This is a genomic window from Polyangiaceae bacterium, assembly GCA_015075635.1.
GTDB lineage: Bacteria > Myxococcota_A > Polyangia > Polyangiales > Polyangiaceae > JADJKB01.
Genome location: JABTUA010000002.1, coordinates 683,839 through 710,047, shown reverse-complemented (window position 1 = coordinate 710,047; position 26,209 = coordinate 683,839). Strand labels below are relative to the sequence as shown.

The window sequence follows — 26,209 nt, the reverse complement described above, 5'->3', positions numbered from 1 at the left end:
GGGTCAGGGCGGCGGCTGCTGGGGCGGCGGCGGCACGATCGGCGGCGGCGTGCGGATGATGCCGGGGGCGACTCGCAGGCGCGGCATGGCGCCGGGCGGGGCGGAGCCGGACGGGCCGGGCGGGGGCGGCGGGGGCGCGAGCAGCATCGGCGCGGCTCCCGGCGCCCCGAACGGGACCGGCGGCACGAAGTCCTTGTCCGCGAACATCACGCGGCCGAAGCGCGAGGCGCGATGGAAGTTGCCCTGGCCCAGGATGGCGCTCCAGGCGACGCCGTTGTTCTCCTGCATCGCGTAGAAGTTCATGCGCCAGATGTCGCCGATCTTGGGCGGCGCGGCCTTGGCCTTGCCGAAGCTCTTCCACGGGATGGCGAGCTCGACCACGTAGCCTTCGTCCTTGTCGCCCGGCTTGTCGAGCGTGCCGTTCACCACGATGCCGCTCTTCAGCTTGGCTTCCCACTCCTGGTGACCGAAGGGACCGTCTGGATCCTTCTTGGGCGAGTTGTAGTCGTCGAACTGCGAGTCGAACACCAGGCCTTCGGGGTTGACCTGGATCTCGTAGTAGTCCTTGTTGTCACCGTCGCCATCGGGGTCGACCATGATCTCGACGGTGTCCTTGGTCCAGAGGTGCGGATCCTTCTGCTTCTTGTCGAAGCCGCTCACGATGTCCGGATCCTTCACGTCGAAGCCGAGGTAGAGGTTCTGCTCGTCCCACAAGAGCTTCACGCTTCCGCTGACGGGGAAGCCCGCGGCGGGCTTGCCGTTGCGCACGTCCACGAACGGGCCAGTGGAGGGAGCGCTGGCCCAGGCCGGCTCGTCCAGCTTGCCGTCGAGGGTGAGCTTCACGCCCTTGTCCAGCTTGTTCACCCGGAGCGCGGGCACGCGCGTGCTCGGCTCAGGCGTGGCCGGTGTGGCCGGGGCCCCGGTCGAGATGGTGGCGACGATGCCGCGGTTCTCCCGATCGGCCGGGCCGCCGATGATCTTCAGGCGATCGTTCTCGCGCCAGATGCCGGTCGTGAACTGGATCTTGTCGGTGCGCAGGTTGTTCGGGACGGTGAAGTCCTGCTCGTCCACGTAGACCTTGCCGGGCTCCCACTGGCTGGGCGACAGCACCTGCTTGTCTCCCTTCCACTCGCGCAGCGGGCCGACGTTGTCGATGTTCAGGATGCGCTCGCCGGAGCCGTCGAGCACGTGCGTGAACAAGTTCCAGCCGGCCTCCAGCTTCTTGTCCGCGCGCCAATACATGGTGACCTTCACCTGCGTGCCTGCCTTCGCGACACCGGCGGGCGTGATCTTGGCGCCCAGCAACGTGACCTTGCCGTCGAAGTTGACCCCGAGCTTCACCGGCATGTCCTCCGGTGCCTTGTCGAGCACGTAGACCTTGAGGCGCTCCTTGTCTTCGGCGCTCGTGTCCGTCGAGCCGCCGACGCAGGCGGCCAAGGTGAGCGAGAGGGCGATGGAGGCGAAGATCGATCCCGAGCGACGCATGTGCATGTCTCCGGTTCAGGACTTCTGCTGGGGGCGCTCGGCGCGCCTCGCGGGCGGGGGCGGCGTGACTCCCGTCTTGACGTGGGTGACGATGGCGCGGCGCTCGCGGTCCGAAGAGCCGCTGATCGGATCCAGTCGGGTCCCGCCCTTCCAGACGCCGACCACGATGCCGACCTCGGGCACGACGAGCTGGCGCGGCATCTCGAGCTCCTGAACGTCCACGTAGATCTTGCCGGGCTGCCAGGCGCTGGGCCCCAGCGCCTGCGGGGTGCCGGCGCCGCTTCGCGCGCGCAAAGGGCCGATGTCGTCGAAGGCGACGCCTCCCATGTTGGCGTCGACGCGTGCCCCGCCGGGAGCGACGAAGTGCGTGAACAGGCTCCAGCCCGGACCGAGCTTCTGCGCGCTCTTCCAGTAGAGCTTCAGCTTCAGCTTCTGGCCCGGCCCGACCACGCCGGCCGGCTCGAGCTCCCAGCCGATGAGCTGAACCTTGCCCTCGAAGTCGATGAAGGTGGTGTTCTTCAAATCGTTCGGCACCTCGTCGAGCACGTATTGCGCGAGGTTCGTGTCGATGCTCGCGGGATCCTGCTTCGGCTCCTTGGCGCAAGCCGAGACAACCAGCGAGACGAAGAGCCCCAGACTCAGTCGCGACAACCCCGTCATTTCTTTCCTTTGTGCTTCTTGCGCGCCGCACGCTCGCGCTTGCGGTCGGCCTTCTTGGCGTTCTTCTCGGCCTTGCTGAGCTGGCGCATCTTCGGTGGCTCCGCGCCGCCCATGCCGGGCATGCCCATGCCCGGGAAGCCCATGCCGGGCATCCCCATGCCGGGCATCCCCATGCCGGGCATTCCCATGCCGGGCATGCCGGGGAAGCCCATGCCCGGCATGCCGGGCATGCCCCCGCCCTTCATGGCCTTCTTGAGCTGGCGCGCGGCAGCGATGTTCTTCATGCCGGGGATCTTCCCGAGCATGCCCAGGTCGCCCATCCCCCCCATGCCGCCCATCATCTGCTTCATGAACAGGAACTTCTGGATCAGCTCGGTCACGCCCTGCTCGGGCTGAGCGGAGCCCTTGGCGATGCGCTTCACGCGACCGGGCTCGCGGATCAGCGCGTGAGGATCCTTGCGCTCTTGCAGCGTCATCGACTGGATCATCGCCTGGATGCGCACCAGCTCCTTGTCGTCCAGGTTCACGCCCGCCGGGAGCATGCCGCCCATGCCCGGGATCTTCTCGACCAGGTCCTTCAGCGATCCCATCTGTTGGATCATCCGCACTTGGTTCAGGAAGTCCTCGAGCGTGAACTCCCCCTGCATCATGCGCAGGGCGTCTTCTTCGGCCTTCTTCTGATCGACGACCTGCTCGAAGTCCTGGATCAGGCCCACCACGTCGCCCATGCCGAGCACGCGGCTGGCCATGCCCTCCGGGCGGAACGGCTCGAGCTTGTCCAGGGTCTCGCCGACGCCGGTGAAGACGATGGGCGCGCCGGTGACCTCGCGCACGCTGAGCGCGGCACCGCCGCGCGCGTCGCCGTCCAGCTTGGTGAGCACGACGCCGGTGATGCCCAGCCGCTCGTTGAACGACTTGGCGGTCTGCACCGCGTCCTGGCCGATCATCGCGTCGACGACCAGGTAGATGTTCTTCGGCGCGATCGCGCTCTTGATCGCCGCCAGCTCCTGCATCAGCGGCTCGTCGATGGCGAGGCGGCCGGCGGTGTCGTAGATGACGACGTCGCGCCCGAGCTTCTTCGCCTCGGCGTCGGCCTGCGTGCAGATTTCGAGCGGAGTGGCGCCGGCGATGTTGAACACCGGGATGCCGATCTGGTCACCCAGCACCTTGAGCTGTTCGACCGCGGCGGGACGCTGCATGTCCGCCGCCACCAGCATCGGCTTCTTGTCCTGCTTCTCGAACCAGCGGGCGAGCTTGGCCGCCGTGGTGGTCTTGCCGGAGCCTTGCAGACCCACCATCATGATGGCGGTGCGCTGCCCCTTGTCCGCCCAGGCGACGGGCTCGGCGTCGCTCTGCATCATCTCGATCAGCTCGTCGTGGCAGACCTTGACGAACTGATCCTCGGCGCTCACGCGGTGGGTCTCCCCGCCGACCTTCACCCGGGTCTGGACCGTCTGGCCGATGGCCTTCTGCTCGACCTTCGAGAGGAAGCGCTTGACTACGCCTATCTCGACGTCCGCCTCGAGCAACGACAGGCGCACCTCGCTGAGCGCGGGCTTGATGTTGTTCTCGTTCAGCTCGGCGAGCCCAGCGAGACGATTCTTGGCTTCACGAAAGCCTTTGGTCAGCGCTTCGAACACGGTGGAGCGAGCGTCTTAGCACAGGTCGAGCGGGGCTCGGAGAGGCGGGAAACCGCGGGTTTTCCCGGGAGTTGACCCGGCGCCCGGCAAGGCTCATATCTCCGCCGTGCGCCGCTGGGTCGCGTCCGTCCTGCTCCTCGGGCTCAGCCTGTTCGCCGTCACGCCCGCCCGGCTGCCAGCCTGGTTCGCCTCGCTCCGTCCGGCGAGCGCGCTGTCGGCGCCGACCCCCCGCAACACCGAGCTTCGGGCGGCCCAGACGCTGGCGCCGCTCGCCGTCGAGGCGCCGGTCTTCCGCGCGGACGTCGCTTCCCCCCCGCTCGCAGCGTTGGTCCGGTCGTCGGGCGCTTGGTCCCGAGTGGGCCCGGCGAGCGCACTCGAGCCCGAGCGCCGGCTCCCCGACCAGCGGGAGTCCATCCGGCGCGTGTGCCGTCGCAAGGTTCCACCGGACTGGCCCGTGCCCGTCGCGCGCGCCTGAATCGAACGAACTTCACGTCGTCGCTCAGCGACGAACGCCTCTCTGACATTTCCCATTTCGACGGAGGCTCACATGAGCCGTGTACCCGAAGGCGAGCAGCAAGGCTCGCCGGAGTCGAAGCTCGCCCAGGTGTTGTGGGTGGTGATCCCAGTGGTCCTCGTACTGCTCGGGCTCGCCGGCCTGTTCGGCTTGACGCCCTGACGAGCTGGCGACGCGCGGGGCGAGCAGAGCACGACACGCCGCTCGCCCCGCCGCCGCGCCCCTGGTAATGGAGATTACCGGACGCTCGGATGACCCACCGCTTCCCGACCCCGCTCCAGCGCCTCGGCCAGCTGCAGGCGAAGCGTCCCTGGCTGTTCATCGTGCTGGCGCTCGTCAGCCTGTTGCCGGCGGGCTTGTCCGCAAAGGGCCTGGGCTTCAAGGCGGACTTCGCCGAGCTCTTGCCGGACAACAAGCCGAGCGTGATCGAGATGCGTCGGGTGTCCGCGCGCCTGGCCGGCGCCTCGACGCTGTCGATCATCGCGCAGGTTCCCCAGGCGAACCCCGAAGGGCTGAAGCGCTTCGTGGACCAGCTCGTCCCGCGGCTCGTGGCGCTGGGGCCGGAGCGCGTCGGGGCAGTGGACTACGGCGTTCAGGACGCCCAGGCGTTCTTCGAGAAGAACAAGCTCTTCTACGCGGCCTACGACGATCTGAAGAAGGCCCACGACGAGGTCGTCGAGCGCTACGACTACGAGATCGCGAAGAAGCAGGGGACGCTCCTCGACGACGACGAGACGGAGGCGCCCCCGCCGCTCACGGCCGACGAGATCGAGAAGCGGCTCACGCCGAAGAAGAAGGAGGACGACCCAGCGGCGCCGAAGACCGGGCCGGCCTACCGCGATCGTTACTACATGAACGCGGAGGGGACGAAGGTCGCCGTGCTCGTGCGCACGCCGGTGTCGGGCAAGCAGGCGACCGCCGACTTCAAGGCGGCCGTCGCCGCCGCCGTGGCGGAGACGAACCCCGAGACGATCGATGCCTCGATGGAGGTCGGCTACACCGGCGACGTCATCACCAGCGCCGAGGAGTACGACGCCATCATCAACGACCTGAGCCACGTGGGCGGCTGGGGCTTGGCCGGCGTCCTGGGCAGCGTGCTCCTGTTCTTCCTGCGCGTGCGTACGGTGATGGTGATGGGGGCCACGGTGCTGGTCGCGCTGCTCTGGACCTTCGGGCTGACGCGCTTCACCATCGGCTACCTGAACAGCTCCACGGGCTTTCTGGTCAGCATCATCGCGGGCAACGGCATCAACTACGGCATCATGTACATGGCGCGCTACATCGAGGCGCGTCGCGATCAGCGGCTCGACGTGGCCGAGGCCGTGCTGGTCGCCCACCGGGACTCGTGGGTGCCCACGCTCTCCGCGGCCGGGACCGCGTGCCTGGCCTACGGCTCGCTGATCGTCACCGACTTCCGCGGCTTCAAGCACTTCGGGATCATCGGCGGTTACGGCATGCTGTTGTGCTGGCTCGCCACCTACCTGTTCATGCCGGCGATTCTGGCGGCCAGCGAGGGGGTCACGCCGATGTTCAAGCCGGCCGAGGGCAGCGGCGAGAGCAAGCTGCGCGGCTACTACGGCGTGGCCTTCGCGAAGCTGGCGCGGCTCGCTCCGCGCACGCTGAGCGTGGTCGGCGTCGTGCTGGCCCTGGCCTCGCTCGGGCTCGGGGCGCGCTACCTGCTCGGCGATCCCATGGAATACGACATGCGGAACGTGCGCAACGAGCGCAAGGACCGCACCGCAGCGGGGGAGCTCTCCCACGAGGTGGGCTACCTGGTCGGCCGCATCGGTCAAGACGGCATGGCCATCATGACCGAGCGCCTCGATCAGGTGCCGTTGCTCAAGGCGGAGCTCGACAAGCGACTGGCGGCCGCGCCGGCGGACGCGAAGCCCTTCGAGAAAGTCGTGACCATCTTCTCGCTCTTGCCCGACCGGCAAGCGGAGAAGCTCCCGCTCATCGAGACCATCCGCGATCGCGTGGAGCGGGCCCGCAAGCACGGCGTCATCAACGACGCCGACTGGGCGAAGCTCGAGGGGCACATCCCCAAGGGGAAGCTCGACGCCATCGAGATCGCCGATCTTCCCGAGCAGGTGGCGCGGCCCTTCACCGAGAAGAACGGCACCCGCGGCAACATCGTGTACATCGTGCCCCGCTCCGACGCGAGCGTCTGGAACGCGCGCTACCTGATCCGCTGGGCGGAGAGCTTCCGCAGCACGCCCCTGCCCAACGGCGAGGTGATCCAGGGCTCGGGGCGCGCGGTGATCTACGCCGACATGATCATGACCGTGGTCGAGGACGCGCCGAAGGCCATCACGGTCTCGGCGCTCGGCTCGGTGCTGATCATCCTGGTGGCCTTCGGGCTGAACCGCGCGGCCTGGGGCGTGTTCCTGCCCTGGCTCGGCGGCGTCGCGGGTCTCCTGGCGTTCATGTACCTGAAGAAGATCCAGCTCAACTTCCTGAACTTCGTCACCCTGCCCATCACCATCGGCATCGCCGCCGAATACGCCCACAACCTGATGCAACGCGTCCGCATCGAAGGGCCGGACAAGCTCTACTCGGTGGTGGTGGAGACGGGCGGCGCCGTCGTGCTCTGCTCGCTGACCACGACCATCGGCTACCTGGCGCTGATGCTGAGCATCAACCGGGGCATCGTGAGCTTCGGCCTCGCCGCGGCGGTGGGCGAGATCCTGTGCGTCCTGGCGGCGGTGCTGTTCCTGCCGGCGTTCTTGTTCTGGAAGGCGCAGAGGAAGAGGGCCTGACGGACCGAGCTAGCTTCTCCTCAGCTCGATCACCCGCGCGTACACCTCGCGGCGCGCGCGTCCGCTCCAGGCGGCGAGGTCGTCGGCCACGTCGCGCGCCGACGCGCCCGCCGCGAGCTCCTCGCGGATGCGCGCGTCCAGCTCGGCGTCGCTGGGGAGGGTCTCTTCCGGCAAGAACGCGCCGAGCACGATCACGACCTCGCCCCTGAGCTCGCGGTCGAGCTCTGCCAGCTCCGCGAGCGGGCCTCGCAGCGCCTCCTCGTGCAGCTTGGTGAGCTCGCGGCACACGGCCGCCTGGCGCGAGGGCGTGCGCTCGGCCAGCTCCCTCAGCGTCGCGAGCGTGCGATTGGCGGCCTCGAAGATCACCACCGGCTCGGCGCGACCGGCGATGGCGTCGAGAGCCGCACGGCGCTTCTGTCCTTGGCGCGGCAGGAACCCGACGAACGAATACGCCGACTCCACCAGGCCCGACAGCGCCACCGCCGTGCTCACCGCGGAAGGCCCCGGGATCACCGTCACCGGCAGGCCGCGTGCGATTGCCGCGCGCGTGAGCTCGGTACCCGGGTCGCTAACCGATGGCATGCCCGCGTCCGTCACGAAGGCGACCTGCTCGCCAGCGGCGACGTGATCGAGCAACGCGTCGAGCTCGCGCTCACCCGCGTGGGCGTCCAGGGAGACCAGCGGCTTGCCCGTGATGCCCAGGTGCGAGAGGAGCGCGCGGGTGCGCCGGGTGTCCTCGGCGGCGACGCGGTCGGCGGACTTCAGGGTCTCGATGGCCCGGAGCGTCAGGTCTCCGAGGTTGCCGATGGGCGTGCCGACGAGGGCGAGCTGGCCGGCCATGGCAGCGGGCCTCAGGCGCCGCCGACGCCGACCGCGTCTCCGAGCCGATCGCGCAGGAACGCCCGCAGCTTGCCGGTGAGGCGCGCTTCGAGCTGGCGCACACGCTCGCGCGAGACACCGAACTGATCGCCCAGCTCCTGAAGCGTGAGCGGCTCGTCCGCGACCAAACGCTTGTCGAAGATGGCGATGTCCTTGTCCTTGAGCGTGGTGCGGAACTCCGCCAAGTGTCGCTTCAAGAGCTCCTGAATCTCGCTCGACTCTGCCGACTCCTCCGGTCCCGCGGAGGTCGCCGGCAAGAGATCCATGCGCGTGGTCTGCCGGCCTTCGGCGTCACCCACGCTGGCGTCGAGCGACGCGTCCGAGCGCGCAAGACGGCGATCCATCTCCACCACGTCCTGCTCGTCCACGTCCAGACGTTTGGCGATCTCGGCGTGGGTGGGCTCGATGCCCATGGCGGTGAGCTTCTGCTTCTCCTTGCTCAGGTTGAAGAAGAGCTTACGCTGCGCTTGCGTGGTGCCGATCTTCACCATGCGCCAGTTGTTGAGGATGAAGCGCAGGATGTACGCGCGGATCCACCAGGCCGCGTAGCTCGACAGCTTGACCCCGCGGTAGGGGTCGTAGCGCTTCACCGCCTGCATCAGCCCGATGTTCCCCTCCTGCACGAGGTCCATCATGTTGCGGTAGGCGCGCCGGTACTCGTAGGCGATCTTGACCACGAGCCTGAGGTTCGCCGTGACCAGCCGCGCGGCGGCCTCCACGTCCTGCGTCTCCGCGTAGCGCACGGCCAGCTCGTGCGCCTCCTCCGGAGTGAGCAGCGGGTGGCGTTGCACCTCCCGCATGTAGATGGTCATCGGGTCGAGGCGAGCCAGCGACGAGCCGCGCTCGTCGTCCTTGGCAACGAGCGGCACTTCTTCCATCACCTCGGCGGTGGTCTCGACGAAGGCGTCTTCGCTCACCTCGCCGAGGAGCTCGTCCTCGCCGTCGCCGGCCGCCTCGGCCTCTTCGCCCGGCTCCTGCTCCTCTGCCGACACGGGCTCTTCCGTGCGGGATCCGCTCTTCTTCTTGCGCGCTGCCATCGACCGGGGTCCCGGGGGACGAGACAGGTTGCGTCCCGCCCGTCAGGCCGTCAAGGCTCTCAGAACGAGCCGCTGACCAGCACCGATTGATAGCCGACGCTGACGGACTCGACCCGCGGTCCGCGCCGTTTCGGCAGAGCAGCGGCCTTCTCGGTCTTCTTCCCGCTCATCAGGTAGAGCACGGTTCCGGTGCCGAGTCCCACCACGCCCACGACCAGGCCGACGTTGGCGATGGTCTGGTAGGTCTTGCCCGTGTCCTTCTCGTCCTCGAGGTTGGATGGGCACACGCCGTCTTTGCACTCGTCCTCGAGCTTGCTGTGCTTGGCGTTGTTCATCGCGCCGAAGATGCCGAAGGTGGCGAGGCCGGCGACGCCGACGCCGCCGGCGATGTACGCCCAGGTTCGCATGCTGGGACCCTTGCCGCTCGTCGAGGCCTCGAGCTTGGCGGAGCCCTCGCCCGCTGCGTTTCCGGCAGCCGGCGCAGCGGCCGGCGGAGCGAGTGTGACCGGCGTCTCGCTGCCGGCGGTGGCGTTCACCTCTTGCACGATCTCTTTGCCGTCGCTGGCGACGAGCTCGACCCGCACCGAGCCGGGCATCACGGCGACGGGCTTGCCCCAGTCGGCCTCCGGGATCTCCTTGCCGCGCACCGTGACTCGAGAGCCAGGTCCCGCGCCGGTGACCGTCAGCTTCACGAAGCCGAGCTTGCCCTTCAGATCGTTCTGCTCGTTCTTGGCACCGGTTGCGGTGTCCGCGTACTTCGGATCTTTCTGCGCGGCGGCCTCGGCCTCGACCACCGTCTTCTCGTACTCGGCCCACGCCTCCTCCAGGCGGCCGAGCTCGACCAGCTCGCGGGCCACCATCAGGTGCGAGTTCGGGCTGGCGACGGCGCCGTAAGACTCCTTGAACGCAGCGAGCGCGTCTTCGTGCTTCTTCGCCTTCGAGGCCTTCATGCCCTTTTCGAACGCCTTCTGCGCGGTCGCCTTCTGCTCGGCGGTCGCGCTCTCCGGGGCGGCGCCTTGCGCCTCGGCCCAGGTGGCGGCCGTCACGGTGGACAGAGCGAGCGCGCTGGTGAACAGCGCGGCGCGGAGGTTCGCAATCGAGATCGGATGATGCATGGCGTCTTCCCTGTCAGATCCCCGACGGCGTGAACTTGGGCTTCGGCTTGGTCGTCGGCTTGGTCGTCGTCGTCGGCTTGGTCGTCGTCGTCGGCTTGGTCGTCGTCGTCGGCTTGGTCGTCGTGACCGGCTTGGTCGTCGTTGGCTTCGCCGCGACCGGCTTCGGCGCGGGCTCCTCGGCCTTGGGCTCTTCCTTCTTGGGCTCTTCGGCCTTGGGCTCTTCCTTCTTGGGCTCTTCGGCCTTGGGCTCCTCGGCCTTGGGCTCTTCCTTCTTGGGCTCTTCGGCCTTGGGCTCTTCCTTCTTGGGCTCCTCGGCCTTCTTCGTCGCAGCCGGCGTCTCCGTCGGCGCGGCCTCGTCGGTCTCGCCCTTTCCGCCCAGCTTCGAGATCAGGAGCGCGAGCGCGAGCAGGCCCACGAGCGCGCCGATGCCGACGGCCACCATCTTGCGCATGCGCTGTGTACGCTCGGGGACGATGGACGGCAGCGGCTCGTCGATCTCGGCGTCCGCCTCCGGAGGCGCTTCGTCGAGCGGCGTGCCGGGCGGCGGTCCGACCCAGGCGACCGCCGACTCGTCGCGCTTCTCTTCCTTCTTCTCGCCGCCCTCTTCCTTGATCTTCGTCGGCTCGTCATCGCCCTCCGGCGCCGGGAGGTTGGACGCCATGGCTGCCCAGTCCAGGCCACCCGCGGCGTTGTCCGGCTTGTGTGGCTCGGTGCTGACGACGTCGACGTCGAGCGAGGCCGGCGGCGGCTCGATGTCCGCCACCGGCGGCTTGGGCGAAGCGCCGGCCTCGGGCGGCTTGGGTGAAGCGGTCTCGGCCGCCGCGGCCGCGATGGCCGTCGCGGCGTCGGGAGCCGGCGTGCCCAGGAACTGAGTCTTGATGTTCTCGGCTTCGGGCGCGGACTGTGCGGCGAGCTTCTCTGCTTCTTGGGTGGCGGGTTTGGTGGGCGCTTCGCTGCCGGGGAAGGGCTCGATCTCGACCTTCGAGATCGACTCGAGCTCCTCGGCGTCCAGCGACTCGAGCGGGGGCCGTGGCGGCGGCACGACGTCGGCTGCGCCAGCCGGTTTGGCCCCGAGATCCGCCAGGAACTGCGCGGCGTCGGCCACGGGCTGGATGCCGATCAAGGTGGCCTTGCGGGGCGGCGGGCGTTGCGGCGGCGGCGGGGCTTTGGCGGGCTCCTTCTCGGGCGCCTTGGCCGCCGCGACGACGGGCTTGGGAACGGGCTTGTCGGCAGGCTTCGCCACGGCGCCCGAGAGCGCCTTCTCGATCAGCTTCTTGCGCGCGGCCAGCGTGTTGCCTGCGAAGTCCTCGACCAGCGCGGCGACCTGCTCGCGCGTCGCGACCTCGCCGCTGCCTTCGAGCGCTTCCCGGAGCTCTTTCGGCGAGGCGTGGCGCGCGTCGGCGCTCGTCTCCATGGCCTTCGCCACGATGTCGGCCACCGCCGTCGAAATGGCCTCGCCTCCCACCGGCTTGGCGGCGTCGAGCCGCTGAGCGCCGCCCGCCTTCACCTTCTCGACCACGGCCTGGTGAGTGGAGCCCACGAACAAGCGCTTTCCGGAGAGCATCTCCCAGAGCATCACGCCGACGGCGTAGACGTTGGCGCGCAGATCCGTCTTGCTCGGATCGTCCAGCTGCTCCGGCGCTGCGTAGGACGCCATCTCCGGGTGGCGAGCGATGGGCCCGACGCGCGCGGCGGGGCCCAGCACGCCGATGTCGAGCAGTCGCGCGTGTCCGTCGCGTCCCACCAGCACGCTGTCCGGCACGATGCCCCCGGCGACGAACGAGCTCTGTCCCGCGCTGAGCGGCGCCCCTGCGGCGGCGGCCTGCTCGACGGCTTCGAGCACGTCCACCGCGATGCGCAGGCCCACGTGCACCGGGATCGGACGGCGCTTGAAGCTGGCTAGTCGCAGGAGCGAGCGCAGCACCTCGCCCTCGGCGTACTCCATCACCACGCCCAGCTCGCCCTCCGTCTTCACGACGTCGATGCCGCGGGCAACGCCCGGATCCGAGAGCTCCAGCATCCACCAGGCGCCCTCGCACAGGGAGTCGATCTCGTCCGGCGTGGTGGGTGCGGCCGTGGACACCCGCCGCACCAGGACCGGCGTCGGGTCGTCGCCAGTGGCTTTTGCCGCCCAAAGCGGGCCCAGCTGGCCCTTTGCGACCTCGCTGACCAGCTCGTAGCGCCCCAGGGTTTTCGCGCCCGCGACCGTGCCGCCCATTTGCTCGACGATACTCCTAAACTCGGATGTCGGCTGAGTTTAGCGCCTGGGCGCCCCAGCGCGAGCCCTGCTTATCGAAGTCGTGACCGCGAGACGCGGCGCTCACTCCGGTTCTTGGCGGCAGAGCAGAAAGTACGCCCCGACCTCTTTGCCTCGTTTATAGGCTTTCCCGATGGAAACGTGGGTCGACACCTTGCGCATGTAGTCTTTCATCCGACCATAGACCAGAGCGCCGATGCCGCCGTCGTTGTCGCGGATCTCCGGCCAGCCGTCGGCCTTCTTCGGGGGCACGCGGGTGTAGTCGATGAGGTAGTCGCTGGGCGGCTCCGTCTCGTCCTTGGCGGCGTGCGCCACGAAGTAGCCGGGTCCGGTCAGCCACTCGGTGCTGCCGTGGTTGTAGCCGTAGACGTCTCCGGAGTCGTCGTCGGCGCGGCAGAAGCGCTTCTGGAAGTGGGTGAACGCAGGCAGCGAGTTCTTGCCCTCGTGGATCACCTCCTTCAGCGGATCCGTCCCCGAGGGCACGAAGAAATCGGCGTCCACCGCCTGGTTCTTCATCAGCTCCCAGAGCGTCGCCATGTCTTCTTTGGTCGCGCTGCGGGTCGCAGCCAGGCGGCTCTTGGGGTCCATGCGATCGAGCGCCTCGCCGATCCGAGGGATCGAGTGATCGTCGTGATGGCCGAGGAGCAGCGTGCGGAGTTTCATCTGGATCTCACTTCGAGAGCTCGACCTTGCGTCCTGCGGTCGGCGTCTTCTCCAGTAGCACGAAGGTCTCGAGCTTCACGTCCTCCAGTACACGGGTCGAGGCCGCGAGGTCGTAGGCCAGGCCCCACTCGACGCCCTCTTGGGCCGAGACGAAGAACACGTTCGAGCCTTTGCAGCCCTTGGCGAAGCGCTCGATGGTCTCGCCAGTGGTGGACAGGTCGGGCCCCGCCAGGCCCTTGGCGCGCTTGATGGCGGTGCCGCCGGAGATCTTCCAGACCGCGGCGCTGCGGTCGTCGAGGATCATGCCCACCACCGCGCAGGGCTCCGGCGTCGGCGCCTTCACCTCCGGCGTGAAGGGAAGCTCGCCGGGGTAGTCCTTGCGCGTCTCGGTCTTCACGATGACCTTGGTCGCGCCGATCTTCCCCAGCTCGCTCAGCATGGTGGTGACCCAAGCGAGCTTGGCCTTGCGGATGACCGAGAGCGTCGCCTCCTTGCCCTCGTAGTGCTGCTTGTTCTGCGTCAGCTCCTCGCGCAGCTTGTCCCGACCCTCCGGCTTGTCGAGCAGCACGCGCGAGAAGCCGACCTTGGGCCCGAGGTCGTCGATGCCGAGCTCCGGCGGGCCGGCGGGCTTGGGCGGAGCAGCGTCCTTGGGCGGCTCGACGGTGTCCTTCTTCGGTCCCTCGAACGGGTTCTTCTTCGGCGGCGGGTCGTCGCAGGCCCCGAGGCCGAGGGACGCGAGGGCGAGCACAACGAAGGCCGAGCGGGTCATCGGCCCGGATTTGAACGACGCTCCGGGGCGGGTGGCAAGGCGTTTCGCTTCAGCCGAGGCTCTGGCAGATCGGGTCCGTCGGCGTCAGCACCACCGAATCGACGCATTTGCCCGGGCCGACCGCCGGCTTCGCGCAGATGCCGCTCTTGCACTCGGCGTCGGACTGGCAGCTGGCGGCGGTGTCTCCCTTGGGTAGGCAGAGGGTGCCCTGGCACAGGAACTCCGGCGCGCACGCCACATCTTCGCTGCATGTCTCGCCGCTGGTCTTGCCCGCGATGCAGTTCGAGCCGTCGCAGTAGAAACCCTCGGCGCAGACCTCGTCCGGTGCCTTGCACGAGAAGCCGCCCCCGACCTCCTTCGGCACCTGGCACGTCCCGTCGGGGGCGCCCGGCTTGATCACGCATTCCAGATCCGCGAGCCCGTCGCACTCGTCGGAGGCGTCGCAGGTCTCCCCGGCCAGCTTCGGGCCTTTGTTCAGCTTGTCGCAGGGTGCGGCCGCGTCGCGGACGACGGCCTTCTCCGCGGCGGTGAGCTTTCCGTCCGCGTAGGCCGCCTTCACCTTGTCGATGCAGGACTTGGCGTTCTTGGAGGCGTAGTACGGTGGCACCAGCCCCATGCAGAACGCGGCCTGCTTCTCGACGCAGCTGTCCACGCTGGCGGCGGCGCAGGCGCTGACGACCGTGCTGTTGCAGGCGGCCTTGCCCCATTGTTTGCAGAATTGATCCTCCGTTCCGTAGGCGTCGCCGGGGCGGGATTTCGAGCTGCCGCAGCCTGCGTAGAGGCCGAGGAGGACCAGGGGAACAATCAAGCGCGTGAGCCGCATGTCGACCGGGGTTGGACGATACACGAGGGGTGCCTATTCGGCACGAAACGCGCAGCCCGCGGCCGGCGGTGGTAGGGCATCGTGACGGACCCGATGGAGCCGAACCGCGAGACAGCGCCGGATCCCGCGACTGCACCCAGCGGCGCGGCGAGGATTCCGTCCCCGCTGCAAGCGCTCCTGATCTGGGTGACCGCTGCGATCGCCATCCTGGGTGCGGGGCTCGCCGTGGCGTCCGCGGCGGCGGCGTCCGCCGCGGTGTCCGGGCAGAACCCGATGCTCGCGCTCGGGGACCCCAAGACCTCGCCGCTCATCAACGACCCGTACTGGATCGCGGGCGGGACCATCGCCAACGAGGTCGCGGTGTTGATCACCCTCGGCGTCTGGCTCCGGATCCTGAAGACCCCGCTGCGCATCGCGCTGCCGCTCGGGCGGCCCTCGCTGCTCGGCGTGCTCGGCGCGGTCGTGGTCGTGTTCGGGCTGGCGCCGCTGGCGGAGGTCATGGGCGAGCTGATGCACCGGCTGACTGCCCAAGACGTGACGGCCTCGCGCATCGTGGTGAACGCTGCCCGTGGGGCCTCCGGCTCGGGCGTCGTGCTCTTGGTGTTCGCGCTCGGGGTGATGCCCGCGCTGGCGGAGGAGGCGCTGTTCCGCGGGCTCATCACGCTGCCGTTCGAGCGGCGCTTCGCCCTCGGGCTGATCGTGCCCTCCGTCCTGTTCGGGCTGTTCCACCTGGAGCCCACGCAGATCGCCGGAACCATCGTGCTCGGCTTCGGGTTCGCCGCCGGGCGACTGTGCACGGGCACGCTCTTGACGCCCGTGATCGCTCACCTGGTCTACAACACCACGGTAGTGCTCACCGTGCGCTACTCCGACGCGCTGGTGGAGCGTCAGCTCGACGTGGTGCCGGTGGCCGTGGGTCTCGGGCTCGCGCTGGGAGGTGGGCTGCTCCTCTGGCGCGAGCGGCGCGTGCTCGTCGCGCGCTACGCGGGGACCCGCGAGCCGATGCCGTCGTGGTGGATCTAGCCGTGTTCCTGTAGCCTGGGGGGATGTCGCCGCGCGACTGCGCGCCGCTGTGCGCTCTGCTCCTCGCGCTGGGCTGCCGTGAGGCGGCGGGCGACGAGCGCTCCGTCGAGCCAGCGACGCTTGCCTCGATCGGCGCGGCAGCGAGCACTCCACCCGCTCCACCGCCGGCGCCGCCCGCACCGTCTGCCGCCTCAGGCACGACCGAGCCGCGCTGTCGCGAGCAAGCCGCGCAGGACTTCCTGCTGCGCAAGCACCAGATCGCGAAGATCGGCGCCCCGGCCGCCGTACAGCGGCAGATCGAAGAGGCACGCCGTCGCGCCATCGAGTACCGCACGCGCCAATACGGGCGCTTCCCGGGCTTCGGCCGCCGCCGCGACAACGCGCACCCACCGCAGTTCTACGCCAAGCGCACCACGTTCATGGGGCTGCCGTTGGTACTGAACCAGAAGGTCGTGCCCGCGCTGCGCTGCGTGGAGGCGGCGTTGCGCCGCGACTGCGCCGAGCACCCGTATCGGCCCAAGACCGTGGGCGGGCTGCGCACCGGCAACACCTACAAGGACTACGAGGTCTCCAATCACGTTTACGGCATCGCCCTCGACATCGACTCGGACTTGAACCCGTGTTGCGGCTGCGTGGATTTCTGGAAGGAGCACCCCGCGTGCAAGCAGAAGGTCAGCTCGCCCTTCGAGCGCATGGCGATGCCGCGCTGCTGGGTCGAGGTGTTCGAGCGCTACGGCTTCTACTGGCTCGGCCACGACGAGCTGGAGGACACCATGCACTTCGAGTTTCTCGGGGATCCGGCGCGGGTGCTGGAGTAGAGCCGGCTACCCGCCCAGCCACGGCGCAAACTCCAGCCCGAACGCCCGCTTCACGAACCAGAGCGCGGCCAGCGCCGCGATGACCAGAGAGGCCGGCCAGAGCAGGCGGCGCTCGTACCAGTCTCGGCGCGCGGCGAGGGCGGCGGGGACGAAGATCACGGCGACCACCCCGAGCTGGCCGAGCTCGATGCCGACGTTGAAGGTCAAGAGGGCCCACACTGCGCCGCGTCGCGGCAGCTCCGCCTCCGCCAATACGCTGGCGAAGCCGAAGCCGTGGACCAGCCCGAACAGCGTCGCCGTGAGCGCACGCCAGCGGATCTCGCGGCGCAGGACGTTCTCGACGGCGACCGCCACGATGCTGAGGGCGATGACACTCTCGGTCAGGCGCGGCTCGACCCGCACCCAGCCGAGGCCCGCCGCGATCAGCGTGAGCGAGTGGCCGAGCGTGAAGCCCGTGACCACCAGCGCCACCTGGCGAAGGCCGCGGAGCAGCGTCTGGTCGCGGCTGGCGCGGGCGGCTGCTAAGAGCAGCGCCACCACGAACAGGACGTGGTCGATGCCGGAGAGCACGTGGTGGACGCCGAGCTTCACGAACGAGACGAGCACCTGTGCCGGCGTCGGCGGCGTGCCCACGTCACGTTCCTCGCTTCCCACGCGGAACGCCCAGGCCGAACCGTCCACGGCGCACACGATCTCGCTCGCCGGATCCACGTCGAGGCGCCAGGCGTTGCGCAGCGTGACCGGGCCGGGCGGGCAGGCGAAGGCGAGGGGCACCCGGACGACCCGCTGGCCTTCGGCGCTCGCGAGCTCGGTCGGGCCGGCCTCGACGGCGCAGGCGCCGGCCGGCGACCGGGCCGAGATCGCCCGGGTGTGCGCCGCGACGAGCGCCGCGCGAGCGGCGAGCACGTCGGCGTCGCTCGGCGCCGGCGACAGGCCCAGCACCGGCACCAGGTGCTCGAAGCTCGTCTCGACGGTGACGTCGAGCCCGCCCGGTGCGGTCTGCACGGTGCAGTAGCTCCGGCCGAGCTGGTGGGCGGAGGCGGGCAGCGCGATCGCGAGAACGAGCGCGAAGGCGAGCAGCGCGAGCTTCAAAACTGGCGCGCTTCCGGGAAGAGGGCGGATAGCTCGCGCAACACGGGCTGGGCGCTCTCGAGGTGCTCCAACCGCTGGCGCGTCCCGTCGGCGCCGACCCGTTCGAGCCACACGCACCCGCCAGGGGCACAGCGCCGCTCGAGCGCAGCCGCGTCGGGCTGCACGCGGTCCAGAACGGCCTCCACGCGCTGGCGTTCCTCCGGGGAGAGCACGCGGCTCAGGTTCAGCACCCGCGCCGTCTTCGACTCGGTCCCCGACGCGAAGGGATCGGAGTCCTGGAGCTCGAGGCTTCCGCTGGCGCGCGTGTAGCGGAGCAGGCGACGGAAGTCGGCGCGTCCCGCGACCGTGCCGGCCTCGATCAGCGCCGCCCCCGCGGTCCAGCCGGAGGCGACCGCGACCGGCGCTTGCGAGGTTTGCCCCGCGCGCTGCGGCCGCTCTGGGGCACAAGCCAGGAGCAGCGAGCAGAAGAGCGAGCTGGCGCGCCTCATCGCTCACTTGCCGGCGGCGTCGACGCACTTCGAGTAGGCCGTGAACTGCGTGCCGCAGCCCTGCGCCGCCGCGTAGCCGAGCACGCAGACCATGTTGGCGGAGTTCGCGCAGCCGAGGAAGGTGCCCCACTCGTCGTCGCACCCGGTGCCGGTGGCGCCGAACCACTTGCAGTTGGAGTTGCACTCGGCCTTGGCGGCGTTGAGCGGGCAGCCCGCCGCTACGACCTTGTCGCAGTAGGTCGCGCAAGGCACGACGATCGCCGGGTTCGGGTTCTCGGTCGTGGCGCAGTCGATGGCCTTCAGCCAGTCGATGCCGCAGCCGGGAGCGTAGGCGTCGCCGCCCGCGGTGCACTGGATGCCGCTCTGCTTGGCGCAGGCGAAGTAGGCATTCGCGCTGGGGTCGCACTTCGCCGACGACGTCAGCGCCTTGCAGGTCAGGAGGCAGCCGGACATGGTCGGCCCCTTGCTGCACTTTGCGGCGATGATGGCGTCGCAGAGCGGCTGGCAGTTGTCGGTGGCGGTCGAGCCGCCGGTGCCGCCGGTGCCGCTGCCGCCGGTGCCGCCGGTACTGCTGCCGCCGGTACCGCTGCCCGCGCTGCCGCCACTGTTCGTGCCCGCGCTGCCGCCGCTCGCCCCGGCACCACCCCCGGAGCCTGCCGAGCCGCCGCTGCTCTGGCCGCCGCTGCCGCCCCCGGAAGAGCCGCCGCTGCCGTCGCTGCTGTCGTTTCCGCCGCAGGCCGCCAAAGTCAGGAGGACCGGGAGCACGAGTCGAGCGCGCATGGGCCACAGGCTATCACGCCCCGGCGGTGCTACGAATTGGCGGATGCGCCGGCGTCAGTTCCTCGGTCTGTGCGGAGCCGCCGCGGGGAGCTTCGCGCTCCCGGCGCGGGGCGCCACGCCCGAGTCAGCGGACTTCGTGCAACACGACCTCCTGCTCGACGCGGACAAACGCATCGCGCGCCGCGCGCTGGTGCTCCAGCCGGCGCACGTGCCGGCCGGCACGAAGCTGCCGGTGCTGGTGCTCTTGCACGGGCTCGGCGAGACGGGCAACGAGCTCCTGGGGATCCACGCCTGGGGCGACCGCTACGGGGCCGTGCGCTCGTACGAGCGCCTGCGCCGCCCGCCGGTGAAGAAGCTCTACCCGAAGTACCCGTGGTTTTCCGACGCGCACGTCGAGAAGGTCAACGCAGCGCTCGAGCAGCGAGCCTTTGGCGGCTTGGTGCTGGTGTGTCCCGTCACTCCGAACCCGCACAAGGTCGGCCCTGCGGCGAAGACGCTGGACCGGTACGCGGACTTCATCGAAAGCACGCTGCTGCCGGCGGTGCACGCCAAGGTGCCGTGCTTGACCGGGCCGGCGCACACCGGCCTCGACGGTTGCTCGCTCGGCGGCTACGTCGGTGTCGAGGTGTTCCTGCGCAAGCCGAAGCTGTTCGGGACCTTCGGCGGCGTGCAGGCCGCGTTCAACGTGCCCTCGGCCATCCGCTACGCCGAGCGCATCGCGTCGCTGTCCAAGGGCGTCGCCGTGCACGTCGGCACGTCCAGTGAGGACCCGTTCCGCAAGGCCAACGAGGCCTTCGCCAAGGAGCTCGGCAAGCGCGGCGTGGAGCACGACCTGTCCGTTCCGCCCGGTCCGCACAACCAGCCCTGGCTGCGCGAGGTGGGCACCCTGGAGATGCTGCTCTGGCACGAGCGCCGTCTCGCCAAGAAGTGAGCCTGTTGACCAGCGACACAGCGGCCCTCCCGGCGACGCTGGGCGAGCGCTCCCGGGAGCCTCCGTCCGCCATCCGCTCGGGCGCTTCGGCATGACCGCGATCCGACTGGCCGCGTCTCCCCTGCAACGGCGGCGCGGGCTTCGCTTGGGCCGGTGTGAGGCTCCCTGGAGCCATGACCGATCCGCCCGTGGTCGAGGCCCCCCCGGGCGCGGTTCAACTTCGCCAGGCATTTGCTCGACCAGAATACCGCGCGGGCCTCCAAGATCGCGTTCGCTGACGACCTGGGCACGCTCGGCTACGGCACGCCGGATGAGCGCGTTCGCCGTCTTGCTGCCGGGCTGCGCTACCTGGGCATCCGACGCGAGGAGCGCGTGCTGCTCTTGATGCAGGACTGCAACGACTGGCCGGTGTGCTTCCTGGGCGCCCTGTACGCCGACGATCCAGCGTTCTGGCTCTGCTCGTCCGGCTCGACCGGTCGCCCCAAAGGCGTCGTACACTCAGGCCGCCGTGAAGGAGCGCCTCGCGCCCTACAAGTATCCGCGCTTCATCGAGCTCGTCGCCGACTTGCCCAAGACAGCCGCTGGCAAGGTCCAGCGCTACAAGCTGCGCGAGCGCGAAGCCGGGCGGCTGGCCTGACCCGGTTCGAGGGCGCTCGCGCGGACTCCCGGTCCACGTTGCTCGCGCCGCATCGCCGTGCGAGCGTTGATGTCCGCGTCGTGACTAGGTACGCTCGCGCGCATGCTCCAACTCAGAATAATCGGCCTCGTCCCTGCTCTCCTGTCTGCCTCGCTCACCGTCGCGTGCAACAAGGAGAAGGCCGGTGAGCAGGCCAAACCGGCCGAGAAGACGGAGAGCGGCTGTGGCACGGACTACGGCGACCCGGACAAGCAGCTCTGCATCACCCTTCCGAAGGGCTACGAAGTCAAAGGGACGATTCAGAAGAGCGAGCTCTACTCGGAGCTGATCAACATCGACGGGCCGGACATGGGCGACGGCGTCACCCTCACCGTCGGGTTCAAGAACAGCAACTTCAAGACTTACGAGGAACAGCTCGCGTCGGACGAAGAATTGGGAAGCGCGAAGCTCGAGGCGAGCGGCTCGACGCCGGGCCAGAGCGGCAAGTGGTGGTTCACCAGCAACGGCGGGACGAAGACGGTCTCCGCGACCGCCAAGGCGCCGAACGGCAAGGCGATCATGTGCAGCACGTCGAACACCACCCCGTCGGCCGCGGCGATCGAGGTGTGCAAGTCGCTGCGACCCTTCCCCGGCAAGTAGCGGCGCCTCCAGCGTGCGGGAGTTGCCGGCGACGACTCGGTACGGGCCGCCGAGCTCCGGGCGCCGCCGTCGATGCTCGGCGCCGCACGCCCGGCGTGATCTCCGAAGTCCCTTGCGCGCGAGCCATGGCGCAAGACCCGCGCCCGGTCCGACGCCTGGCGGCCGCGCGCGGGAGCTGCTCCTCTGGCACGAGCGCCGTCTCGCCAAGAGGTGAGCCTCGTGGAAGGATGCCGGGGCTTGTCCGAGAGCCCGCTGGTCCACCGCTTCGCCGAGCTCGCGCGCGAGCGCGCCGAGCACCCCGCCATCATCGACGACCGAGAGCGCGTGTCCTTCGCGCTCCTGGGCGAGCGCGTGGCGCGCGTGGCCGCGGAGCTCAGAGCGCGTGGCCTCGGCGGCAAGCGCGTGGCGATGCTGGTGACCCAGGGCTCGGGTTGGGTCGAGGCCTTCCTGGGCATCATCGCCGCGGACGCCGTCGCGGTTCCTCTCTCGCACCTGCACCCGGAGGCCGAGCAGGCGTGGTTCGTCGAGGTCAGTCGCGCCGCGGCCATCGTGGTCAGCGCGGACACCGCCGCCCGAGTCGCCCCTTGGGCGGGCGCGCTACCCGTGCTCGCGATCGAGGCGCTGCGCGAGAGCCGACTCCCACCAGCGCTCGCCGACACCCGGGCGGACGACGTCGCGGTCATCCTCTATACCAGCGGCACCACCGGCAGGCCGAAGGGCGCGCTGATCTCCCAGGGCAACCTCGAGGCCACGGCGCGCCTGCTCGGCGAAGCCTGGCACTGGTCCGCCGCCGACGTGCTCCTGCACTGTCTGCCGCTGCACCACCTGCACGGGCTCGGCATCGCCCTGCTCACCTCGCTCCTGGCCGGCAGCACCACGCGCATGCTGGAGAAGTTCGACGGCCCGCGCCTGTGGGAGGAGATGGCGCGAGCCAGCGTGCTGATGGGCGTGCCCACCATGCACAAGAAGCTGCTCGACGCCTTCGACGCGGCGGACCCCGAGACGCGGGCGCGCTGGGCCTCGCACGCCGGAGCGCTCCGCCTGGTGACCAGCGGCTCGGCGGCGCTGCCGGCGACGGTGGGCGAGCGGTTCCGGGAGCTCACCGGACGCTACCCGCTCGAGCGCTTCGGCATGACGGAGATCGGCGTCGGCAGCAGCAACCCCGTGGACGGCGAGCGCGTGCCCGGCAGCGCCGGGCCGGTGCTCCCCGGCATGTCGCTCCGCATCGTCAAAGAGGACGGCAGCGACGTCGGCCCGGGCGAGCCCGGCGAGATCTGGCTGAAGGGGCCGAGCGTGTTCCTGGGCTACGACGACAACCCGGAGGCCACGCGCGAGGCGTTCGTTGACGGCTGGTTCCGGAGCGGCGACACAGCCACCTTTCTCGAGCACGGCTACGTGAAGATCTTGGGGCGCACCTCCGTGGACATCCTGAAGAGCGGTGGCTACAAGCTCTCGGCGCTCGAGATCGAGGAGGTGCTGCGCGAGCACGACGCCGTCGCGGACGTGGCCGTGGTCGGTCTGCCGGACGAGACCTGGGGGGAAATCGCCGTCGCGGCGGTGATCGCCCGGGAAGGGCGGCGTGAGGAGCTGGAAGGCGAAGCGCTACGCGCCTGGGCGAAGTCGCGCATCGCGTCCTACAAGGTGCCGAAGCGCGTCGTCGTGCTCGCCGACTTCCCGCGCAACCCCGTGGGCAAGGTGGTGAAGCCCGAGCTCGCCAAGCTGCTGGCTCAGTTGCAGTAGCAGGTCTTGTCGTCGCACACGCCGCTCCAGACGTCGAAGCCGGCGTCCAGGCACATGCTCGGGCAGTTGCCGCACTTGTCCGCACAGGTGCAGCCGGCGTCGCTGCACACGCCTTTGAAGCCGCTGAAGCCGTCCTTCTGACAGCTCTCGACGCAGCCCGCGCAGTCGGCGCACACGCAGTCCTTCTCGTCGCAGCTCCCGCTGAAGCCGGTGTAGCCCGCCTTGATGCACACGCCGACGCAGGTGCCGCAGCTCGGGGCGCTGGCGTCGGCGGCGTCGCCGCCTGCTTCGGCGGCGTCGTCGCCTGCGTCCAGGCCACCGCTGCCGCTCGCTCCGCCGCTCGCCGCGGCGGGCTGGCTCTCGTTCGAGCTGCAGCCCAGGGCCAGCACGACGACGAGCAGGGTCCGAGCCATGACGCTCGCAGCATAAGCTAGAGTCCGGGTCGATGCGCTGGTTGGGTGCGTTCGCACTGATCGTCGCGACCGGGTGCGCCGGGACACCCCAGGCCGCTCCGACGACTGCGCTGGTCGTGCCGCCGCCGCCTCCCGGGAGTGACGCCGCAGAGACCCCGGCCCGGGTGCGGGCTCGCACCCACGACGAACCCTGCGTCAGGGACGACACGCCCGAGGGCGTCGAGCATGCGGCCGCGGCGCGCTCTCGCGGGACCGTCGCGCTCCGGGACCGGCGCTTCGAGGAGGCGCTCGCGGCGTTCCGCGAGTCCTACGCCGGCTCCTGCACCAACGCTACCTTGTTCCTGATGGCCGTGTGTCTGGAGCGCCTCGATGAGCTGGACGCTGCGCGAGAGCTCATCGACGACTACGCACACTCCGAGCAATCGGCGATCGGGCATCGTCGTGCGACGAGCTACCGCGCCTGCATCGAGCGGCGCAGGCGGAGCCCGGCGATCGATTGTCTGGCGGAGGAGCTCGCGAACGTGCCGTGAGCCCGTGAGTCACAGCCCGGAGCTGGTCACGCCGTGGTGTACCGGGGGCGCGGTCGGCTTTGGCTTGGGCTGCGCCTCCGGCGGCCTCGGCTTCGCAGCCACCACGGCCGGCTTCTTGGGCGGAGGCTCGACGACGCCGGCGCTGGGAGGCGGCGCCTGTGCAGAGAGCAGCGGCGCGACGCTGGGTTCGGGTGACGCCGTCGCCGTCGCCACCGCTCCGGCGGTCGCCGGCCCAGCCGGCTCGGCCGAGGGGGCGCCTTGTTCCGGGCTCGACCGCATCGCGAAGAACACGCCGGCTCCTGCCAGGAGGACGACCCCCGCAACGACGCCCGCGAGCGGCAGCGGCGAGCGCTGTCCGGGAACCCGGGACACGGGTGGCGCCTGGTCGAGCGGGCGGAGAGGCGCCGTCGGCGGGTCCTGCTGGGCGCTCTGAGCGGGGGCCGGTGCCTCTGGTGCGGGCGTAGGCAATTCCAGCGCAGCCGTGGTCGTGGTGCCTTCGAACGCTCGACTAGCCCCTTCTCCGCCCACGAGCGCGAAGAACCGTTCGGCTCCGTCCCGAGTGGACAGCACGGGAGAGTGACCGAGCCGCTCGAGCGCTGCTTCCAGCTCCTTCGCCAGCACACCCGCGTCACGCTGCCGCAGGTTGCGGTCCCGCGCGATGGCTCGACCTACCAGCTCCGCGACGTCCGGCGGAACGCCGGCCAACACGCTGCCGAGATTCGGGCGATCACCCTGGATGATCTCCACCAGGAGCAGCCCATAGGTGTCGGCGATGAACGGCGGTCGCCCGACCAGGCACTCCCAGAGCAAGACCCCGAGCGCGTGCACGTCGCTGCGCGCGTCGATGCTCTTGTCTCCGGCGGCCTGCTCGGGGCTCATGTAGAGCGGCGAGCCGAGCACGGCGCCGGTGCGCGTCATCCCGGTCACCTGCTTGCCTGTGCTCTCGTCCACCAGCACCTTGCTGATGCCGAAGTCGAGCACCTTGGGCACCAGGGCACCGGACCCGGACTTGTGCAGGTACACGTTCGATGGCTTGAGGTCGCGGTGGATGATGCCCTTGTCGTGGGCGAGCGCGAGCGCGCGGCACACGTCGGCCATGATCTCGAGGGAGATGCCCAGCGGCAGGGCGCTGGCCCGCTGGATGGCTTGCTCGAGACCGATGCCGTCGAGCAGCTCCATCACCAGGTAGGGCGCGTTCTTGAGCGTGGGCTCCGTGCCGGCGTCGAAGATCTCGACGATGCTGGGGTGGCGGAGCTTGCCGGCGACGCGGGCTTCCTGAAAGAAGCGGCTCAGCTGGTCGGCGGTGTGCGGGCGATCGGAGGTCTCGTGCAGGAACTTGATGGCGAGCTCGCGCTCGGTGACCTCGTTCTTGGCCAGCCACACGCTACCCATCCCACCCTCGCCCAGCTTGCGAAGGATCCGGTACTTGCCTGCGACGATGGCCCCGACGTTCACCGCGGGCAAATCTAGCGCAGAATGCCGCGGCCGGTTCCGCTAAGCTCCGGGGCATGCGCCATTTCGCTGCAGCGCTCCTCGGTTTCGGCCTCCTGGTCGGGAGCCTCGGCCCCGCTCGCGCGCAGAGCGCCTCCGAGATCGCCGCCGCCAAGCAGTGGTTCACCGAGGGGCTGGCGCTGGAGGAGAAGTCGCAGTTCGCCGAAGCCCTCGAGCGCTTCCGGCGCGCGGCCGCGGTGAAGAAGACGCCGCAGATCCTGTTCCACGTCGGCCTCTGCGAGGCCAAGACCGGCGCGCTGGTCGAGGCCATCGTCAGCTTCGAGCGAGCTGCCGAGAGCGCCAAGGCCGAGGGCAACGCCCAGGTCGAGTCTGCGTCGGAGAGCGAGCTCAGGGCGCTCCGTCCGCGGGTGCCCATGCTGGAGATCAACGTCAAGGGGACGACCAAGCCGAGCAGCATGACCCTGGACGGCAACGCGCTCTCGAGCGCGGCGCTGGAGGCGCCCATCCCGGTGAACCCGGGTCAGCACGAGCTCGTCGCTGACTTCGCCGGCACCAAGGTCAAGCAGAGCTTCAAGGCCAGCGAGGGGGCCAAGAGCCGAGTGGAGCTCGAAGCGCCGAGCGCGGAGGCGCCGCCCGCGACTCCGACTCCACCGCCCGCCGCACCAGCGCCGAACGCGCCGGAGGACCACCCTCAGCCGCCAGTGGAGACGAAACCCGGATCGTCCATCGTGCCCTGGCTCGTGATCGGCGGCGGCGTCCTCGTGACCGCCGGCGGCTTCTTCATGTGGAAGCTGCGCGGCGATCAGATCGACTCGCTGGACGCGATCTGTCCCGAGCAGGACGCCTGCCCGGCGGAGCGCGAGTCCGACGTGGACGATCTGGAGAACAAGGGCAAGACCTACACGACCCTCGGCATCGCGTTCTGGGGCGTCGGCGCCGCAGCAATAGCCACCGGCGGCTACCTGCTCCTGTCCGGCTCGGGGCAGGAGAAGGCTGCATCAACCCGCGTCGCTCCCGCGCTCGGCCCGGGAGTCGCGGGCGCAGTGCTGAGCGGGCGGTTCTGAC

General features: G+C 69.8%; 25 protein-coding genes. 10 read left to right on the top strand and 15 right to left on the bottom strand.

The genetic code is table 11. From position 1 onward, the window contains the following. Positions 1 to 3: 3 nt before the first annotated feature. From HS104_19475 to ffh, 3 genes are read right to left on the bottom strand one after another with little or no spacing between them, the layout of a single operon-like run. Positions 4 to 1,485, bottom strand: coding sequence for a carbohydrate-binding family 9-like protein (locus HS104_19475; protein ID MBE7482144.1), 1,482 nt, complete (start codon positions 1,483 to 1,485; stop codon positions 4 to 6). Between the two features lie 15 nt (positions 1,486 to 1,500). Beyond that, positions 1,501 to 2,136 carry a hypothetical protein gene (locus tag HS104_19470; protein ID MBE7482143.1) on the bottom strand — a complete coding sequence of 212 codons (636 nt, stop codon included), beginning with the start codon at positions 2,134 to 2,136 and terminating at the stop codon, positions 1,501 to 1,503. A gap of 5 nt (positions 2,137 to 2,141) precedes the next feature. Further along, the gene (ffh, locus tag HS104_19465) at positions 2,142 to 3,785 is read right to left on the bottom strand and encodes a signal recognition particle protein (GenBank protein MBE7482142.1); all 1,644 of its coding nucleotides are present in this window, start codon (positions 3,783 to 3,785) and stop codon (positions 2,142 to 2,144) included. A gap of 106 nt (positions 3,786 to 3,891) precedes the next feature. Here ffh and HS104_19460 point away from each other — a divergent pair, with 106 nt between their 5' ends. After that, positions 3,892 to 4,260: a hypothetical protein gene (locus tag HS104_19460; protein ID MBE7482141.1), complete on the top strand. Its 369-nt coding sequence runs from the start codon at positions 3,892 to 3,894 to the stop codon at positions 4,258 to 4,260. 290 nt (positions 4,261 to 4,550) lie between these two features. Next, positions 4,551 to 7,058, top strand: coding sequence for an MMPL family transporter (locus tag HS104_19455; GenBank protein ID MBE7482140.1), 2,508 nt, complete (start codon positions 4,551 to 4,553; stop codon positions 7,056 to 7,058). Between the two features lie 9 nt (positions 7,059 to 7,067). Here HS104_19455 and rsmI read toward each other — a convergent pair whose 3' ends face one another. The 7 genes from rsmI to HS104_19420 all read right to left on the bottom strand — a co-directional run bounded on the left by rsmI (position 7,068) and on the right by HS104_19420 (position 14,625). Next, a complete protein-coding gene (rsmI, locus tag HS104_19450; protein ID MBE7482139.1) occupies positions 7,068 to 7,898 on the bottom strand; it encodes a 16S rRNA (cytidine(1402)-2'-O)-methyltransferase in 831 nt (276 codons plus the stop codon). 11 nt (positions 7,899 to 7,909) lie between these two features. Then, positions 7,910 to 8,974 (bottom strand): RNA polymerase factor sigma-32, encoded by a 1,065-nt coding sequence (locus HS104_19445; GenBank protein ID MBE7482138.1) that lies wholly within the window; start codon positions 8,972 to 8,974, stop codon positions 7,910 to 7,912. Positions 8,975 to 9,033: 59 nt separating this feature from the next. Continuing rightward, positions 9,034 to 10,089, bottom strand: a complete 1,056-nt coding sequence (locus HS104_19440) for a tetratricopeptide repeat protein (protein MBE7482137.1) — start codon at positions 10,087 to 10,089, stop codon at positions 9,034 to 9,036. A 13-nt stretch (positions 10,090 to 10,102) separates the two neighbouring features. Then, complete coding sequence (locus HS104_19435; GenBank protein MBE7482136.1) at positions 10,103 to 12,307, bottom strand: protein kinase; 2,205 nt, start codon at positions 12,305 to 12,307, stop codon at positions 10,103 to 10,105. A gap of 102 nt (positions 12,308 to 12,409) precedes the next feature. Beyond that, positions 12,410 to 13,009: a hypothetical protein gene (locus tag HS104_19430; GenBank protein MBE7482135.1), complete on the bottom strand. Its 600-nt coding sequence runs from the start codon at positions 13,007 to 13,009 to the stop codon at positions 12,410 to 12,412. Positions 13,010 to 13,016: 7 nt separating this feature from the next. Beyond that, on the bottom strand, positions 13,017 to 13,778 hold the full coding sequence (locus tag HS104_19425; protein MBE7482134.1) for a biopolymer transporter ExbD: 762 nt from the start codon (positions 13,776 to 13,778) through the stop codon (positions 13,017 to 13,019). Between the two features lie 49 nt (positions 13,779 to 13,827). Further along, positions 13,828 to 14,625 (bottom strand): hypothetical protein, encoded by a 798-nt coding sequence (locus HS104_19420; GenBank protein MBE7482133.1) that lies wholly within the window; start codon positions 14,623 to 14,625, stop codon positions 13,828 to 13,830. A 57-nt stretch (positions 14,626 to 14,682) separates the two neighbouring features. On the opposite strand from HS104_19420, the gene HS104_19415 reads away from it, so the two are divergent. Together HS104_19415 and HS104_19410 are read left to right on the top strand one after the other, a co-directional pair. After that, positions 14,683 to 15,624, top strand: a complete 942-nt coding sequence (locus HS104_19415) for a CPBP family intramembrane metalloprotease (GenBank protein ID MBE7482132.1) — start codon at positions 14,683 to 14,685, stop codon at positions 15,622 to 15,624. Between the two features lie 23 nt (positions 15,625 to 15,647). Beyond that, on the top strand, positions 15,648 to 16,442 hold the full coding sequence (locus HS104_19410) for a M15 family metallopeptidase (protein ID MBE7482131.1): 795 nt from the start codon (positions 15,648 to 15,650) through the stop codon (positions 16,440 to 16,442). Positions 16,443 to 16,448: 6 nt separating this feature from the next. On the opposite strand, the gene HS104_19405 is transcribed toward HS104_19410, so the two are convergent. Genes HS104_19405 through HS104_19395 form a run of 3 tightly spaced genes read right to left on the bottom strand, consistent with a single transcriptional unit; the run spans position 16,449 to position 18,802 of the window. Next, complete coding sequence (locus HS104_19405; GenBank protein ID MBE7482130.1) at positions 16,449 to 17,534, bottom strand: HupE/UreJ family protein; 1,086 nt, start codon at positions 17,532 to 17,534, stop codon at positions 16,449 to 16,451. After that, on the bottom strand, positions 17,531 to 18,022 hold the full coding sequence (locus HS104_19400) for a hypothetical protein (protein ID MBE7482129.1): 492 nt from the start codon (positions 18,020 to 18,022) through the stop codon (positions 17,531 to 17,533). Before HS104_19400 ends, HS104_19405 begins: the two co-directional genes overlap by 4 nt. 3 nt (positions 18,023 to 18,025) lie before the next feature. After that, positions 18,026 to 18,802 (bottom strand): hypothetical protein, encoded by a 777-nt coding sequence (locus HS104_19395; protein MBE7482128.1) that lies wholly within the window; start codon positions 18,800 to 18,802, stop codon positions 18,026 to 18,028. A 43-nt stretch (positions 18,803 to 18,845) separates the two neighbouring features. Between HS104_19395 and HS104_19390 the strand changes: the two genes are divergently transcribed. The 4 genes from HS104_19390 to HS104_19375 all read left to right on the top strand — a co-directional run bounded on the left by HS104_19390 (position 18,846) and on the right by HS104_19375 (position 22,749). Further along, complete coding sequence (locus HS104_19390; GenBank protein MBE7482127.1) at positions 18,846 to 19,733, top strand: hypothetical protein; 888 nt, start codon at positions 18,846 to 18,848, stop codon at positions 19,731 to 19,733. 180 nt (positions 19,734 to 19,913) lie between these two features. Continuing rightward, a complete protein-coding gene (locus tag HS104_19385; GenBank protein MBE7482126.1) occupies positions 19,914 to 20,558 on the top strand; it encodes an AMP-binding protein in 645 nt (214 codons plus the stop codon). Continuing rightward, positions 20,473 to 21,009 (top strand): hypothetical protein, encoded by a 537-nt coding sequence (locus HS104_19380; protein ID MBE7482125.1) that lies wholly within the window; start codon positions 20,473 to 20,475, stop codon positions 21,007 to 21,009. The genes HS104_19385 and HS104_19380 overlap by 86 nt, the downstream gene beginning before the upstream one ends. 237 nt (positions 21,010 to 21,246) lie before the next feature. Then, a complete protein-coding gene (locus HS104_19375; protein ID MBE7482124.1) occupies positions 21,247 to 22,749 on the top strand; it encodes an AMP-binding protein in 1,503 nt (500 codons plus the stop codon). Here the strand turns inward: HS104_19375 and HS104_19370 are convergent. After that, positions 22,737 to 23,162 (bottom strand): hypothetical protein, encoded by a 426-nt coding sequence (locus HS104_19370; GenBank protein MBE7482123.1) that lies wholly within the window; start codon positions 23,160 to 23,162, stop codon positions 22,737 to 22,739. The two genes, HS104_19375 and HS104_19370, sit on opposite strands and share 13 nt — an antisense overlap. A 32-nt stretch (positions 23,163 to 23,194) precedes the next feature. On the opposite strand from HS104_19370, the gene HS104_19365 reads away from it, so the two are divergent. Further along, complete coding sequence (locus tag HS104_19365) at positions 23,195 to 23,692, top strand: tetratricopeptide repeat protein (GenBank protein ID MBE7482122.1); 498 nt, start codon at positions 23,195 to 23,197, stop codon at positions 23,690 to 23,692. A 9-nt stretch (positions 23,693 to 23,701) separates the two neighbouring features. On the opposite strand, the gene HS104_19360 is transcribed toward HS104_19365, so the two are convergent. After that, positions 23,702 to 25,147: a protein kinase gene (locus HS104_19360; GenBank protein MBE7482121.1), complete on the bottom strand. Its 1,446-nt coding sequence runs from the start codon at positions 25,145 to 25,147 to the stop codon at positions 23,702 to 23,704. A 53-nt stretch (positions 25,148 to 25,200) separates the two neighbouring features. Here HS104_19360 and HS104_19355 point away from each other — a divergent pair, with 53 nt between their 5' ends. Next, positions 25,201 to 26,208, top strand: a complete 1,008-nt coding sequence (locus HS104_19355) for a hypothetical protein (protein ID MBE7482120.1) — start codon at positions 25,201 to 25,203, stop codon at positions 26,206 to 26,208. The last annotated feature ends 1 nt before the right edge of the window (position 26,209 follow it).